Origin of the sequence: Shimia sp. SK013 (genome assembly GCF_001292625.1) — a bacterium.
Taxonomy (GTDB): Bacteria; Pseudomonadota; Alphaproteobacteria; order Rhodobacterales; family Rhodobacteraceae; genus Shimia.
This window is the reverse complement of sequence record NZ_LAJH01000009.1, coordinates 349563-363033: the sequence shown is the minus strand read 5'-3', so window position 1 is coordinate 363033 and position 13471 is coordinate 349563. Positions and strand designations below refer to the sequence as shown.

The 13471-nt window shown below is 54.2% G+C and carries 14 protein-coding genes and 1 tRNA gene; 10 read left to right on the top strand and 5 right to left on the bottom strand.

All coding sequences use genetic code 11. From position 1 onward, the window contains the following. Nucleotides 1-125 precede the first annotated feature (125 nt). Together SHIM_RS04290 and SHIM_RS04285 are read right to left on the bottom strand one after the other, a co-directional pair. Entirely contained in the window at nucleotides 126-2588 is a 2463-nt protein-coding gene (locus SHIM_RS04290) for a hybrid sensor histidine kinase/response regulator (RefSeq protein ID WP_054001368.1), read from the bottom strand. Between the two features lie 79 nt (nucleotides 2589-2667). After that, nucleotides 2668-3141, bottom strand: a complete 474-nt coding sequence (locus SHIM_RS04285; RefSeq protein WP_054001367.1) for a molybdopterin-dependent oxidoreductase — start codon at nucleotides 3139-3141, stop codon at nucleotides 2668-2670. A 160-nt stretch (nucleotides 3142-3301) separates the two neighbouring features. Here SHIM_RS04285 and SHIM_RS04280 point away from each other — a divergent pair, with 160 nt between their 5' ends. Next, nucleotides 3302-3919: a response regulator transcription factor gene (locus tag SHIM_RS04280; RefSeq protein ID WP_054001366.1), complete on the top strand. Its 618-nt coding sequence runs from the start codon at nucleotides 3302-3304 to the stop codon at nucleotides 3917-3919. Between the two features lie 252 nt (nucleotides 3920-4171). On the opposite strand, the gene SHIM_RS04270 is transcribed toward SHIM_RS04280, so the two are convergent. Both SHIM_RS04270 and SHIM_RS04265 read right to left on the bottom strand, forming a co-directional pair. After that, nucleotides 4172-4900 (bottom strand): substrate-binding periplasmic protein, encoded by a 729-nt coding sequence (locus tag SHIM_RS04270; RefSeq protein ID WP_054001364.1) that lies wholly within the window; start codon nucleotides 4898-4900, stop codon nucleotides 4172-4174. A 694-nt stretch (nucleotides 4901-5594) separates the two neighbouring features. Further along, nucleotides 5595-5684 (bottom strand) — tRNA-Ser (locus SHIM_RS04265). Nucleotides 5685-5783: 99 nt separating this feature from the next. On the opposite strand from SHIM_RS04265, the gene SHIM_RS04260 reads away from it, so the two are divergent. From SHIM_RS04260 to SHIM_RS04225, 8 genes are all read left to right on the top strand, one after another. Continuing rightward, nucleotides 5784-6665 carry a DUF2059 domain-containing protein gene (locus SHIM_RS04260; RefSeq protein ID WP_241488789.1) on the top strand — a complete coding sequence of 294 codons (882 nt, stop codon included), beginning with the start codon at nucleotides 5784-5786 and terminating at the stop codon, nucleotides 6663-6665. Nucleotides 6666-6903: 238 nt separating this feature from the next. Next, nucleotides 6904-7554 (top strand): 50S ribosomal protein L21, encoded by a 651-nt coding sequence (locus tag SHIM_RS04255; RefSeq protein ID WP_054001363.1) that lies wholly within the window; start codon nucleotides 6904-6906, stop codon nucleotides 7552-7554. A gap of 23 nt (nucleotides 7555-7577) precedes the next feature. Further along, on the top strand, nucleotides 7578-7847 hold the full coding sequence (gene rpmA, locus SHIM_RS04250; RefSeq protein ID WP_054001362.1) for a 50S ribosomal protein L27: 270 nt from the start codon (nucleotides 7578-7580) through the stop codon (nucleotides 7845-7847). An 82-nt stretch (nucleotides 7848-7929) separates the two neighbouring features. Next, nucleotides 7930-8523 carry a LysE family translocator gene (locus tag SHIM_RS04245; protein WP_054001361.1) on the top strand — a complete coding sequence of 198 codons (594 nt, stop codon included), beginning with the start codon at nucleotides 7930-7932 and terminating at the stop codon, nucleotides 8521-8523. A 13-nt stretch (nucleotides 8524-8536) separates the two neighbouring features. Then, complete coding sequence (locus tag SHIM_RS04240; RefSeq protein ID WP_054001360.1) at nucleotides 8537-9076, top strand: GNAT family N-acetyltransferase; 540 nt, start codon at nucleotides 8537-8539, stop codon at nucleotides 9074-9076. 64 nt (nucleotides 9077-9140) lie between these two features. Beyond that, nucleotides 9141-10187 (top strand): GTPase ObgE, encoded by a 1047-nt coding sequence (obgE, locus tag SHIM_RS04235; protein WP_054001359.1) that lies wholly within the window; start codon nucleotides 9141-9143, stop codon nucleotides 10185-10187. Beyond that, complete coding sequence (proB, locus tag SHIM_RS04230) at nucleotides 10175-11281, top strand: glutamate 5-kinase (protein WP_054001358.1); 1107 nt, start codon at nucleotides 10175-10177, stop codon at nucleotides 11279-11281. The genes obgE and proB overlap by 13 nt, the downstream gene beginning before the upstream one ends. Nucleotides 11282-11362: 81 nt before the next feature. Further along, complete coding sequence (locus SHIM_RS04225) at nucleotides 11363-12628, top strand: glutamate-5-semialdehyde dehydrogenase (RefSeq protein WP_054001357.1); 1266 nt, start codon at nucleotides 11363-11365, stop codon at nucleotides 12626-12628. Here SHIM_RS04225 and SHIM_RS04220 read toward each other — a convergent pair. Continuing rightward, complete coding sequence (locus SHIM_RS04220; protein WP_241488788.1) at nucleotides 12625-13230, bottom strand: histidine phosphotransferase family protein; 606 nt, start codon at nucleotides 13228-13230, stop codon at nucleotides 12625-12627. The two genes, SHIM_RS04225 and SHIM_RS04220, sit on opposite strands and share 4 nt — an antisense overlap. Before the next feature lie 29 nt (nucleotides 13231-13259). Between SHIM_RS04220 and SHIM_RS04215 the strand changes: the two genes are divergently transcribed. Continuing rightward, the gene (locus SHIM_RS04215) at nucleotides 13260-13442 is read left to right on the top strand and encodes a DUF3553 domain-containing protein (RefSeq protein ID WP_054001355.1); all 183 of its coding nucleotides are present in this window, start codon (nucleotides 13260-13262) and stop codon (nucleotides 13440-13442) included. Nucleotides 13443-13471: the final 29 nt, after the last annotated feature.

Here is a 13471-nt window from a genome sequence, read left to right as displayed (position 1 = left end):
CAAATGCGCTATCAGCGCGTTTCAAGATGGGTTCAGACTATGATAGACGACCGCGCCGCGGGTGATGGTGAAAGAGTATTCTCGGGTTCTGAAGCATGGGCGGCATATGCTAAAGTATAGTCGCGTTACCCGTCTGATGGCGAAAGGAAAGACTTGATGGCAACGGCGGCTGCATCAGCCTCCGTTTGTGCTTGTTTGAGCGCTGCCAGGTAATCCTCAGTCTTTTCGATAGAGCTTGCCCGATCCAATGCGTTTTCGACGCTCTGCAATCCCAACAAACCTGCAGAGCCGCGCAGCTTGTGTACCATTTCCGATATTACGGTTGCCTCGGTGGTGGGTGATTTTTGGGCGAGGGCCCCAAGACCTTCTTTCAATTCTGCAAAAAACCGATTTGCCGTTTGCTGTGTTTTCGTGTCTCCGAGCGCTTTGCGAAGGTCATCAATAACCTCGAGCGCAATCGGGTCCTCCAAACTGGTGCCGGATCGGTCGTTTTCGCGGATCCCAGACAGAGTGAGCTTCAATTCGGAAAGGCGGAGCGGTTTTGTGCAGAACCCGTCCATACCGGCGGTCTTGGATTTTGATCGGTATTCCTCCCGTCCGTGGGCGGTCAGACCAAGAATATAGGTTTGGGCATTTGGACCATTTCCCTGACGGATGCGGCGTGTTGCCTCAATACCGTCCATGAAGGGCATACTGATATCCATGATGATCAAATCGAACTTTGTGCCTTGTGCCTTCTTAAAACCTTCAAGGCCATTGTCAGCTTCGGTCACGGCATGCCCAAAGCCGGTTAACATTTCGCGCAGCACCGAGCGGTTGATTGCGTTGTCTTCAACGATAAGAACCGACTTAATGATCTCCGAGGAAACATGACGCGCCTCAGGCTGTGTTTCGGAAAATTCGGTGGCAACACGTAGCAGAGGAACCGACAGAGTGAAGGTGCTGCCATCGCCGTTATGGCTGTCGACTTTCAGATCTCCGTCCATCAGGCGCGCAATCTTTCGCGAAATTGACAGGCCGAGACCGTCGCCTCTGTTTTGTCGCCCTTCTGAACGGGCAAGAGCAACAAAATCCTCGAAAATGGCCTCAAACTTGTCCGCTGGAATGCCGTTTCCTGTGTCGCGAACCTTAATCCGAACCAGTGTTGTTTCGGGACCATGGATACCCTCAACCGCAACAGTAACTCCACCTTCGTCGGTGAACTTGATCGCGTTGCCGATTAGATTTGTAAGGATTTGATTTATCCGACTGCCATCGCCAAAAAAACTGCCGTTCATTGAGGTATCTATGTCCACTTCCAGTGAGAGACCTTTTTCATCTGCCAGTGTGCGGAGGACGTCGGCGACCCGTTGAACCGTTGCGCGAAGTGAAAACTCGTCGGGAGACAGCGACATAACCCCGGATTCGATGCGGGTGATGTCGAGGGCCTCGTTCACATTCTCCAACAGGATTTCACCGGAGGCCGCCGCCACCTGAACGAAACGTTGTTGTTTCTTGTCCAGTGGTGTCGTTTTCAGAAGATCGAGAACACCCAAAATCCCATTCAGTGGTGTGCGCATTTCGTGACTCATCACCGTCAGAAACTGGGATTTTGCTTTGTCCGCGCGCTCAGCCCGATCTCTCGCCTCGACCAGTTTCTGTTCATTGATTTTGCGCTCGCTGATGTCTCTTATGTAGGCAATGAAGACTTTTTCGCCGTCCCGTTGGGTTGACGTGATGTTGAGCTCGATAGGGAACTCCTCGCCGGATTTACGCAGAGCGGACAACTCGATCCTACCGGCATCGATTACGTGTGGATCCCCTGTGGAAAGGTAGCGCTCCATACCGCTTTCGTGCGCGGATCGATGGTGTTGCGGAACAAATGTCGCCGACATTTTTTGACCTAGAATTTCGACGCGGGACCAGCCGAATATGCCAACAGCGGCTTCGTTGAATTCAATGACTTCGCCCGCTTGATTGGAAATCACGATGCCATCCAGTGACGCGGTCACAGTTGAGGACAATCGATCGGCCGTTGCCCGCAAGGCATCGTCTTTGCTGCGGGCACGTACAAGCAAACGGTCGAGGAAAAGGAGAGCGCCGACGATGCCGGCAATCAGGACAATTGCCAAAAACCCAACGCCGCGAAGCTGGTTGGCAAACGCAACCCTCTCTGCCTCTTTTGCTTCGGTTCCAAGCGTCACTCCGAGAATAGCAAGCCGCCGAACGTCCGGACGCAGGCTGTTGGTCAAAGCGCTAAGGCGGACAATGTCTTGTTTGGAAAGATCCCCTAATTTGTCGATCAAGGCTGTTGAGGCTCTGGTGAAACCTTCGAGCCGCGCAATTATTTCGCGTGCCTCCGGACTTTCAACCCAGAGGTCGCGCCCCAATCCTTTGGTGACCAAATTCACCCGGCTCAGCGTAATGTCGGTCCTAAAACGAAGCGCTGAACTGTCCGGTGCAGGAGCGTTTTCGGCTTGCGCCAAAGCAACGCTCAGGTTTGCGAATTCGGTTTCAAGTTGGAAAACCGTCCATTGTGTGTCGTCGGTTTCAGCGATCAATATTGCACGAAGCTGGCCCGGAAGCCCTGACCACAGCAGGATCAACAAGATTGTTAGGCCCGAAATAGCCCCATAAATTGCAAAGCGTTTTATCAAGCTGGCATTCCGTTTACGTGGACGTCCTACGTTATTTTATGACCAAAAGTTTGCTTAGTTGCCAGACAGAACGCGCGTAGGCCGTTTTTGTACGGTAAGACGGATCGGCGTCATACGGAAATACCATCCAGTATGGGCCTTTGTCGCGCACCGGCATTTCTGTGCCGTTCATACGGGTTGCAACAATCGGATAGTCTTTTCCAATTTCCGCCATTGGAAAATCGACAGAGTAGTCATTTAGTGCTGACATTCTTACGATTGCGCCGGAAAAGCCCGCTTCATCCAAGATGGCGCTCAAAGAGACACCAGAAAAGGCGACGACGCCGTCGGTCCAAATGGTCGATGTTTCAAAGGATGTCTGGGGAAGATTGTCCAGGGTCTCTAAGGAGAACTTTCTGGACGATCCATCTGGTCCCTGAACGCTTACTGAATGCCCCTCGGCCAACACCACACCCGGGCTGAAAACCAGCGAGGCAACTACGGAAAATATCGATGAATACTTCATTGCACACCTCCAAGTTTGCAAGCAACGGTTTGTCAGAATTTAACCTACTCGTGGGAAAGCATTGGGGTAGGGAGCTATACTTAAGTATACGACTGGACTAGATCGGGCGCCTTTCGCGAGGCATAGTTGCACGTGGTGGGTGTGTTAAAGGAGTAACGAAGTGGCGAATGTACTAGTCGCAGACGACCATGATTTGGTCCGGGACACGATCGCAGCCTATCTCGCGCAGTCTGACGGTTTCACGATTGAAACCGCGTCAAGCCTTGGTGAATCCATGGAAAAACTGGCGGGGGCGACACTTTTTGATCTATGTATTTTGGATTATCAGATGCCCGGAATGGATGGTCTTTCGGGTTTGAAGGCCGCAGCAACTGCACACCCTGCGGTAAAGTTTGCGTTGATGTCAGGCGTGGCAACACCAGAAGTTGCTCAGGAGGCCATGGGAACTGGAGCCGTCGGTTTTTTCCCGAAATCCTTGGGGGCGGGATCGCTGGCGAACGCAGTCCGCTTTGTACTGTCCGGCGAGCGATACTTCCCATTTGATCTGGCCGTCGAAGCTGCGCAGCCCGGAAACTCTACGGACTATCGCGGCCTAACTGAACGGGAACGTGAAACGCTCAGAGGGTTGTGCGCCGGCAAGTCTAACAAAGAGATTGCTCGGGATCTTGATCTTCAGGAAGTAACAATCAAACTCCATGTGAAGAAAATCCTCGCAAAACTCGGCGCTAAGAACCGTACTCAGGCGGCTCTTCAGGCTCTTGAAGACAAGTTTAAGTAGCGCGTCTTGAGGTGCCCCTAGTTTCCTAAACGCCTGCCTCGTTCAATTTATTTCGTTCTGTTTCATAGTCGACGGGCGCCAGCATGACGTTGTTGGTGTGTTTGAGCGCGTCCGTAAACCGTATTTCCTCGCTCATATCCGCCTCTCCTTGGTTTCAAAACTACCAAAAAGCCGTCTAAAAATCTTGGGGCACCTGACGCAGTGACAACCGTTTTGCGGTCATCACTGCGCATGCTGCGGCTTAAGAACGCTCTATTGGATATACTTTGCTACGATCGCATCGTAGGTGCCATCTGCCTGAAGCTCTTCAATGGCAGCCTTTAGCTGAGCGGCGATTTCCGGATCGAACGTCAGATTGGAAGCAAGCCACATCGGCGCCTTTTTAATCGGCGCTCCAAGGACAATACTCGAGGGGTCAAAGCCTGCACTTTTTGTCACAAAACGGGCGCGGTGATCAAAGGTATACCAAGCGTCTACGCGCCCCCCTTGGAGCATGCGCGCGGAAGTGAGCGTGTCCACCGCTTCGTTTATCTCTGAAATGCCAGCCTCTTTCAGACGCTTGGTCCTTGGCGACCCCATCAGAGAGGTAACCGTGCCAACAGACCGTGCTTCCTCAATGGAGTTGACCGGCTTGGATGTCGTGGCAAAAACCTCGTTTGTGACGATTACCTCGACAATCCAATTAAACAGATCTTCTCGAGCGGGGCTGCGAAGTGCCGTCATCACAAGGGAGTCAGGTGTTTCTTGGATTTGCTTGGTCATACGTTTGAACGGCAGATATTCAATGTCGAATTCCAAGTCGGTTCGCGCACTGATCTCAAGCAGAAGTTCGTGTGAAATGCCTGGCAGGTCAGGTTCACCAATTGAGAATGGAGGCAATACGGCCGCATAGGTCTTGATCGGCTCTGCCGAGGCGATCGAAGCGCCGCCAGTGGCGAAGGCAAAGCCGATAATTGTAGAGGCAACAAATTGTTTGAACATAGTCAAAGGTCCTTTTTGGGATTTTCGTCCGAAGCATTGGAAAGCTCACAGTCCGAATCGCTGGCCAAAATTCCTTTGTTTTATGAATAAACCGTGTACCGGATGCCAAAATGGATCCTTCAACGTGCGCGGATTTTCGGTCGCAAGACACGCATTTGGCCTAACCAATTATGACGAAACAAAAAACGATGAGTCTCCCCTATTCGGAGTGGTCCGCTCCTGTGATTAGGAAAACTGTGTGCCGAAGATAGCAATTAAGTGACCCGGATTCGAAAGGATTGAATGTAGCTCAGGCCACTGGCGCGCTGCTTTCCTCACTCGCAGATCGCATGTACGGCAAAAGGCGAAGCTCCGCTCGTCCAGCAACGCCCCGTGTCGCTGCTTGCCTCGCGGCGATAAGGCCCACTCTTCGGCAAAATCCTTAGTGCTAGCCAGACTTTATACCGTGCTGCTCACGCGGTGGTTTTTGCCGCCCAAATAAACGGAACTTTGCCAAACATGGCTGCCGGTTCGCTTGTAGACGCGATCTTTACCGCCCAGAATCGAGTGTTTTTCGGCCATTTTTTTACGCACCTCCAACATGTGTCATTTTGTGTAAGAGATGTGTAACGCTAACCCAGAGTCGGTTATGCGCAACTTCACGTCAATTTTGACGCGTAAATTCTAAAATAGCTGTTTTTTATAAGATGGTTAGTGGCGGAGAGACAGGGATTCGAACCCTGGGAACCCGTGAAGGCTCAACGGTTTTCGAGACCGCCCCGTTCGACCACTCCGGCACCTCTCCGCGGTAGGGTCTTGGTGAGGGCGTCGTTTAATCATCTTGGCGATCGGGCGCAAGCAGCTTTTGCATTGTTTTGCCGGGTAAATGTTCTAGCTTTAGAAAATGTCATATTCTGTTCAGGCCCGCGCCGTCCCGTTTCGTCAATCAATGCCGTCGTCCCGGATCCTGTGGGGCGCATTCTTGGTTGCATTTGTTACCGTTCTGCTATGCGCCGGATCAACCCGTGCGGCGGAGCGTGACAAGGTTACCGCGTTTCTTCAGGTCACCGGTTTTGATGTCGCCATCGATTCCATTGCTCTTTCTGCCAGCACAGCACCCTTAATGTTGGGGTTAGAAGAAGACGCGTTCGGGTTGGAATGGACGCTGTTGTCCAAAAAGGTGTTCGACCGGGATCTGATGCAAACCCGCGCGACCGACATTCTGGAAGCCACGTTGAGCGATGAAGTTCTCGCGCATGGTGCGTCATTTTATGCGTCTGAACTGGGACAGCGGTTGGTCACGGTCGAAAATGAGTCACATTTGGCGGATGACGATGAAAAAACAGCCGAAGGTGACCGGTTACTGAAAAACTGGGGAGAAGAGGGCGCTCAGAGAGAGGCTCTTTTTAACCGAATGCACGTTGCCATCGACCCACAGGATATTGGATCGCAAGCGGTTGCCGAAATACAGGTGCGCTTTATTCTGGCGGCGTCTTACGCCGGAGTTGTGGAATTGCGCGCAGATGAAGACGGTTTGAGATCGATGCTTCGGGAAAGTGCGGAAGAGTTTGCCCAAGAGCGTGAGCAGTCCGCGTTGCGCAACGCGGCCTTTACATATCAGACATTCTCGCTTGAAGAGTTGACTGCCTATACCGAAGCATTGGAGGACCCGATGATGATGCAACTTTACGAATTGATGAATGCCGTGCATTTTGAAGTCATGTCCAACCGGTTTGAAGCTCTGGCAAGTGCCATGGGGCAGATTCAGCCGCAGCAAGAACTTTGAAGCTTAATCAAGCAACATGCGCGACCTGTTGGGCGGCGGCGGCCCCCCGCGTTTAAGGCTTGACTTACCCTGAAAACCAACGGATAAGCCCGCATTCGGCGTGAGGTTCGTTCTTTGCGCCGTGTTTTTGTTGACACACAGCCCGAAAAGGGCGCGCTGTTCGAGGCGGCTTAGCCAAAACACCGGAGCCGAAAGGCAAAGGGGCCACAGAATGCGGAGAGATCGAAGGAAATAGGACATGTTCGCAGTCCTCAAGACCGGCGGCAAACAGTATAAAGTACAAGCAGGTGATATCCTGCGTGTCGAAAAACTGGCTGCAGACGCTGGCGAAAAAATTCAATTCAACGACGTGCTGATGGTTGGCGGTGACAAAACCGTTGTTGGCGCACCTTTCGTTGACGGCGCTGCCGTGCAGGCCGACGTGATCGACCAGATTAAAGGCGAAAAGCTGATCAAGTTCGTGAAGCGTCGTCGTAAGCACAGCTCCAAGCGTACCGTGGGCCACCGTCAGAAACTGACATTGGTTCGCATCACCGACATTCTGGCCTCAGGTTCTGAAAAGTCCGACGTTAAAGCCGCGATTGGTTCCGGTTCCGTTGCTGCCGTGGCTGTTGCCGCTGCTGCTCCGAAAAAAGCCGCTGCCAAGAAAGCCGCTCCGAAGAAAGCTGAAGCGAAAGCCGAAGCACCTGCGGGCGCGGACGATCTGAAAAAGCTGTCCGGCGTTGGCCCGGCACTTGAGAAAAAGCTGCTCGCCGCTGGCGTAACAACTTTTGCTCAGATCGCAGCATGGGGCGAAGCCGATATTGCCGAGTTCGACGAAAAACTGTCGTTCAAAGGCCGCATCGAACGCGAAGGCTGGGTTGCACAAGCAGCTGAGCTGGCGAAGTAAGCGAAGTATAGGAGACTAACGATATGGCACATAAAAAAGCTGGTGGTAGTTCCCGTAACGGTCGCGACTCCGCAGGTCGCCGTTTGGGCGTGAAGAAATACGGTGGCGAAAGCGTCATCTCTGGCAACATCATCATGCGTCAGCGTGGCACAAAGATGTGGCCTGGCGAAGGCGTGGGCATGGGCAAAGATCACACCATCTTTGCAACCACCGACGGCAACGTGAAGTTCCACAAAGGCCTCAAGGGCCGCACCTTTATTTCGGTTCTCCCGCTGGCGGAGGCCGCAGAGTAAGCCGACCTTAAGGTTAATGAGACAATTAGGGGGCCGGCTGACACAGCCGGCCCCTTTTTATTTTTGAGCTGAGAGGTTCGCGATGAGCGTCGCCATTGCACAATTTGCCGTTTTTGCCGCAAGCCAGGTGGGCACACCTGGGCCTGCGAACATGGCGCTGTTGGCTACCGGCGCGCGTTTTGGGTTCGTCGCGGCGCTGCCATTTGTGGCCGGTGTTGCGCTTGGCAAACAGTTGATTATCTGGCCCATCGGTTTCGGCCTGATGGCTATGGCCGAAACGATGCCGTGGCTGTTTGAGGCCCTTAAATGGGCCAGTGTGGCGTATATTTGTTGGTTGGCTTGGAAAGTTGCGAATTTGCGGTTGTCACCGCAGAGCGGCGCGTCAGAGAAACCACCGGGTTTTCTGGCCGGTCTTTGGGTGCATCCACTGAACCCTAAAGCTTGGGCAATGATTGTCACAGGTTTTACCAGTTTCGTGAGCCCCGACACACCAACGTTGCAAGCCACAGCGACCATAGCCATCTGTCTGCTAGCGACGCAGGCAATATTTCACCCGATCTGGACGTATGGGGGAGACCGGATCGCACAGCTCGTCGCAGGACGCCCTGCGGAGCGGTATTTGATGAGGACCTTGGCGGCTTTGACCGTCCTGTCGGTTCTTGTTGTATTACTCTGAGGAGGAGAATGGTATGAAACTTGATACCATCGTGAACCAACCCGTGATGGAGGCGGAGCGTTTTGTGCTGCGTCCGTTGCGGCGGTCAGATCAAGGGTTGATCGATATGTATGCGGGTCAGGAAGGAGTGGCACGTATGACCACGTCCATTCCACATCCGCTGCCGCCCGGTGCCACGGAAGCATTCATTTTGCGTGCGCAGACCGAGGACCGTGTGGAAGACGTTTGGGCCATTGACGGATCGCGGGACGGTCAGGCCGAAGTCATGGGTGTGATCGGATTGACCCGTGTGGACGTTGGTCAAGTGGAGATCGGGTATTGGATTGGTCCCGGTTTCTGGAACACGGGTCTTGCCTCTGAGGCGGTACGCACTTTGATTGCGGCCAACCCGCTGGACAGCACTACGATTTTCGCCAGTGTGTTTCAGGACAACCCGGCGTCAGCGCGGGTTTTGACGAATTGCGGCTTTGAATATCTTGGAGACGCGGAAAGCTTTTCGGTGTCTCGCGATGCAAACGTGCCAACGTGGACCTATTCTCTGAAGATGGGCTGAAACCTGATTGAGCCTGAGCGCGCGGCGCGCTATCAGGCACAATGCCTAAAAGGAACCAAAAGACATGAAATTCCTCGACCTAGCCAAAGTGTATCTCCGTTCCGGCGGCGGCGGGTCGGGCTGTGTCTCGTTCCGACGTGAAAAATACATCGAATACGGTGGGCCCGACGGCGGGGATGGCGGCGGCGGTGGTTCGGTGTATGCCGAGGCGGTCGATGGTTTGAACACGCTGATCGACTTCCGTTATCAGCAGCACTTTTTTGCCAAGTCGGGCATTCCCGGAATGGGACAGCAGCGGACGGGTAAAACCGGCGATGACATCATTCTGCGTGTGCCGGTGGGCACCGAGATTCTGGATGAGGATCAGGAAACTGTGGTGGCCGACCTGACCGAAGTGGGACAGCGCGTATTGCTGGCCAAAGGCGGCAATGGCGGCTGGGGCAACCTACACTTTAAATCCGCCACCAATCAGGCACCCAGACGTGCCAACCCGGGCCAGCCAGGCGTTGAACGGACTATTTGGTTGCGCCTAAAGCTGATTGCGGATGTGGGCTTGTTGGGGTTGCCAAATGCGGGCAAGTCGACGTTTTTGGCGGCGACATCAAACGCGCGGCCCAAGATCGCGGATTATCCCTTTACCACGCTGCACCCCAATCTTGGGGTTGTTGGCGTTGATAATGTGGAATTTGTGGTGGCCGATATTCCAGGTTTGATCGAAGGCGCCTCAGAAGGACGCGGGCTGGGCGATCTGTTCTTGGGGCATGTGGAGCGTTGTGCGGTGCTCCTGCATTTGGTGGACGGCTCCTCTGGCACATTGCTTGATGACTATAAGACCATCGTGCAAGAGATTGGAAACTATGCCGAAATCCTTGCGGAAAAACCCCGTGTGATCGTGCTTAACAAGATCGACACGCTTGATGAGGAAGAGCGTACTTTTCTCAAGGAAGAGCTTGAGGAAGTTGCCGGCGCGCCTGTAATGTTGATGTCCGGCATCAGCCATGAAGGCACCACAGAAGTCCTGCGTGCTTTGAGGGCGGAGATAGATGACGGACGCCTTCGTCAAAGAATTGCAGAAAATGCCGACGAGGAAGAAGAGCCTTGGCGACCCTGAGCGACGCAAAACGGGTTGTCATAAAGATCGGGTCCGCGTTGCTGGTGGACCGGAACAAAGGGGCTTTGCGGGATGATTGGCTACATGGGCTGGCCGAAGATGTGGCCATGCTCAAAGCGCGTGGCGCGGATGTGATCCTTGTGTCGTCGGGCTCGATCGCGTTGGGACGACGCGCGCTCAAGTTGCCAACCACTGAACTCTCGTTGGATCAATCACAGGCGGCTGCTGCAGTCGGGCAAATCCGACTTGCGCGGGCTTATGAAGAGGCTTTGGCGCCACATGGGATCACCACAGCGCAGGTTCTGGTCACGCTGGAAGACAGCGCAAATCGACGCCGATATTTGAATTCACGCGCCACTTTGGCGCAGTTACTGTCATTGGGCGTCGTACCAATTGTAAATGAAAATGACACAGTGGCGACCGACGAAATCCGCTATGGTGATAATGACCGACTTGCCGCGCAGATCGCTCTGACGACAGGGGCGGACCGGTTGGTTTTGCTTTCAGATGTCGACGGGTTTTATTCCGCCAATCCGATGGAAGACGCAGCCGCCCAACGCTTTGACATTATTGAAGACATCACCGCCGAGATCGAAAACATGGCGGGCGAGGGCGTTTCCGGGCTGTCTAAGGGTGGGATGATAACAAAAGTGATGGCCGCCAAGACCGCTACGGCTGGTGGTTGCGCCATGGCGATCACCGAAGGCAGTGTAATGCGGCCGATTTTGGCGCTTCAGAACGGTGCCAACGCCACATGGTTTACTGCCCAAGGCACGCCACAGTTGGCGCGCAAACGGTGGATCGGATCGATGAAACCACAGGGCACATTGGTGGTGGATGCTGGCGCCGCGCGCGCGTTGGGGCAAGGAAAAAGCTTGCTTGCGGCGGGTGTCGTCGACGTTCAAGGAGATTTCGGTCGAGGCGATCCGGTGGTGATTGCGGATCCGACGGGTCATAAAATCGGACAGGGGCTTGCAGCTTATAAATCTGGTGAAGCCGTTAAAATCAAAGGCCATCATAGCCGCGATATTGAACCGATTTTGGGGTATCCGGGACGAGCGGCCCTTGTTCATCGCGACGATATGGCGCTCTGATCTGCCTCTATTTTTCTGAACCTCATCGGCACAGATGTATTTATTCTGAAAGCATAAAGCGAAACGCAAAGGACCGATCTGATGAACGACATCGCAGATATCCCCGCCCTGATGACCGAGCTTGGCCAGAACGCCAAAGCCGCTGCAGCGGAATTGGCCTTCGCCCCGGCAGATGCCAAACGCAAAGCGCTTGAAGCGGCTGCTGATGCGGTCTGGAAACAGCGCGCCGACATCATTGCCGCCAACGCCAAGGATCTGGATTTTGGACGCAACAAGGGCCTTTCGGACGCGATGATGGACCGTTTGATGCTGGACGAGAGCCGCATTCAGGGCATTGTGGACGGTTTGCGCGCAGTTGCCGCGCAGACTGATCCGGTTGGCGAAGTGCTGGAGGAGTGGGAGCGACCCACTGGTTTGAACATCCGTCGTGTGCGCACACCTTTGGGTGTGGTCGGCGTGATCTATGAAAGCCGACCCAATGTAACAGCGGACGCAGGCGCTCTGTGTTTAAAATCTGGCAACGCAGTGATTTTGCGCGGCGGGTCCGAAGGCTTTCACAGTTCAGGTGCTATCCATGCTTGCCTTTTGGAAGGCTTGCGTGCTGCTGGTTTGCCATTAACCGCGATTCAGTTGGTGCCCACGCGGGATCGTGCGGCTGTAAAAGAGCTGCTGACAATGACCGACCATGTGGATGTGATTGTGCCTCGTGGCGGCAAGGGACTGGTTGGGCTTGTTCAACGTGAAGCCCGCGTTCCTGTGTTTGCACATCTGGAAGGCATTGTGCATGTCTATTTGGATAAAGCTGCAGACCCCAAAAAAGCCATGGAAATAGTCCTGAACGCCAAAACCCGCCGCACAGGCATTTGTGGCGCAGCGGAATGTCTTTTGATTCACGAAGACCTTGTCGACGGATTGGGCACGGAGGTTGTTTCAATGCTGGTTGACGCGGGTGTTCAGGTCCATGCGGATGGTCCGTTGCAAGGTATTGCTGGCACTGTGGCTGCAACCGACAAGGATTGGGGCAAAGAGTATCTTGATATGCACATCGCAGCGAAGGTGGTGCGTGATTTGGACGGTGCGATTGCACATATCCGCGAGTTCGGGTCCGATCACACCGATTGCATTGTGACCGAGGACGAAGCGGCGGTTGCGCGCTTTTTTGAACGCGTAGACAGTGCGATCTTGATGCACAACGCGTCAACTCAGTTTGCCGATGGTGGCGAATTCGGCATGGGCGCGGAAATTGGCATCGCAACGGGCAAAATGCATGCCCGTGGCCCGGTCGGCGCGGCGCAACTAACCAGTTTTAAGTATCTGGTGACTGGCAACGGAACGACGCGGGCCTAACCCACCCAAAACGTCAGTTCCAGCTGGGTTTCGGTCCAGTTGGCGCTGAGTTTTCGGCCGGTTTGCTGAGCCGCAAGAGGCAACATGCCAAACTGCACTTTGGCAGGCGCGAGGTCCTCCGGCAGGTTGCCGGTCTGAACAGCGGACCACAGGGCACTATCCACCCGCAACTTTTCGCTTTCACCGGTCAGGCGCCAGTTGCCTTCGTCACATTGCACGCTGACCACGCCGCCGAAGGGCAGGGCGGTCTCAAAGCAGAGCAGTCCCAGGAACGCCATCCGCAACTCCGTGCGTTCGACGTGTCCTTGAACCGTCCAATCCACTATCATGCGGGCACCGATGGCCACATGGTCCAAAATGGTATGAATTTCTTGCTCACCCACCTGTTGATCAGCAGACGCGCGGCCAAAAGCAACTCGGAAAAGCCGGATTTTGGCGTTGGCGTTCTGAACACTTTCGCCGATCAAGCCAAGCTCAGGGCCGTTGGCGGACCCGGCAAGTTCGATAAGTTCCATTCCGTTGCCGATGGCTCCAATCGGGCTAATCAGGTCGTGGCAAATGCGGGAGCCTACCAATGCGGCCAAATCCGGTTTATGTGTCATGCTCATCACTCCTGATGCGTGGACTTAGTATGGACGAACTCAATGCCTTTCTTGAACCCGGTGCGCTGGTCACCCATCCGACCGAACCCGATTGGGGTGTAGGTCAGGTGCAGTCCAACATCGGTGGAAAAATCACCGTGAATTTCCGCGAGGTGGGCAAAGTGGTCATCAACGGCAGTCGCGTGGTGCTGTTAGTGGTAAATGAGGATTAACAAGTTAAGATTTAGTTCACGTGTGCCGG

Bases quoted from the DNA above. Each gene is read 5' to 3' on its own strand.
- SHIM_RS04255 (WP_054001363.1), top strand. From the start codon at position 6,904: ATGTTCGCAGTCCTCAAGACCGGCGGCAAACAGTATAAAGTACAAGCA.
- SHIM_RS04285 (WP_054001367.1), bottom strand. From the start codon at position 3,141: ATGAAGTATTCATCGATATTTTCCGTAGTTGCCTCGCTGGTTTTCAGC.
- SHIM_RS04270 (WP_054001364.1), bottom strand. From the start codon at position 4,900: ATGTTCAAACAATTTGTTGCCTCTACAATTATCGGCTTTGCCTTCGCC.
- SHIM_RS04245 (WP_054001361.1), top strand. From the start codon at position 7,930: ATGAGCGTCGCCATTGCACAATTTGCCGTTTTTGCCGCAAGCCAGGTG.
- SHIM_RS04240 (WP_054001360.1), top strand. From the start codon at position 8,537: ATGAAACTTGATACCATCGTGAACCAACCCGTGATGGAGGCGGAGCGT.
- obgE (WP_054001359.1), top strand. From the start codon at position 9,141: ATGAAATTCCTCGACCTAGCCAAAGTGTATCTCCGTTCCGGCGGCGGC.
- SHIM_RS04260 (WP_241488789.1), top strand. From the start codon at position 5,784: ATGTCATATTCTGTTCAGGCCCGCGCCGTCCCGTTTCGTCAATCAATG.
- SHIM_RS04225 (WP_054001357.1), top strand. From the start codon at position 11,363: ATGAACGACATCGCAGATATCCCCGCCCTGATGACCGAGCTTGGCCAG.
- rpmA (WP_054001362.1), top strand. From the start codon at position 7,578: ATGGCACATAAAAAAGCTGGTGGTAGTTCCCGTAACGGTCGCGACTCC.
- SHIM_RS04215 (WP_054001355.1), top strand. From the start codon at position 13,260: ATGGACGAACTCAATGCCTTTCTTGAACCCGGTGCGCTGGTCACCCAT.
- SHIM_RS04220 (WP_241488788.1), bottom strand. From the start codon at position 13,230: ATGACACATAAACCGGATTTGGCCGCATTGGTAGGCTCCCGCATTTGC.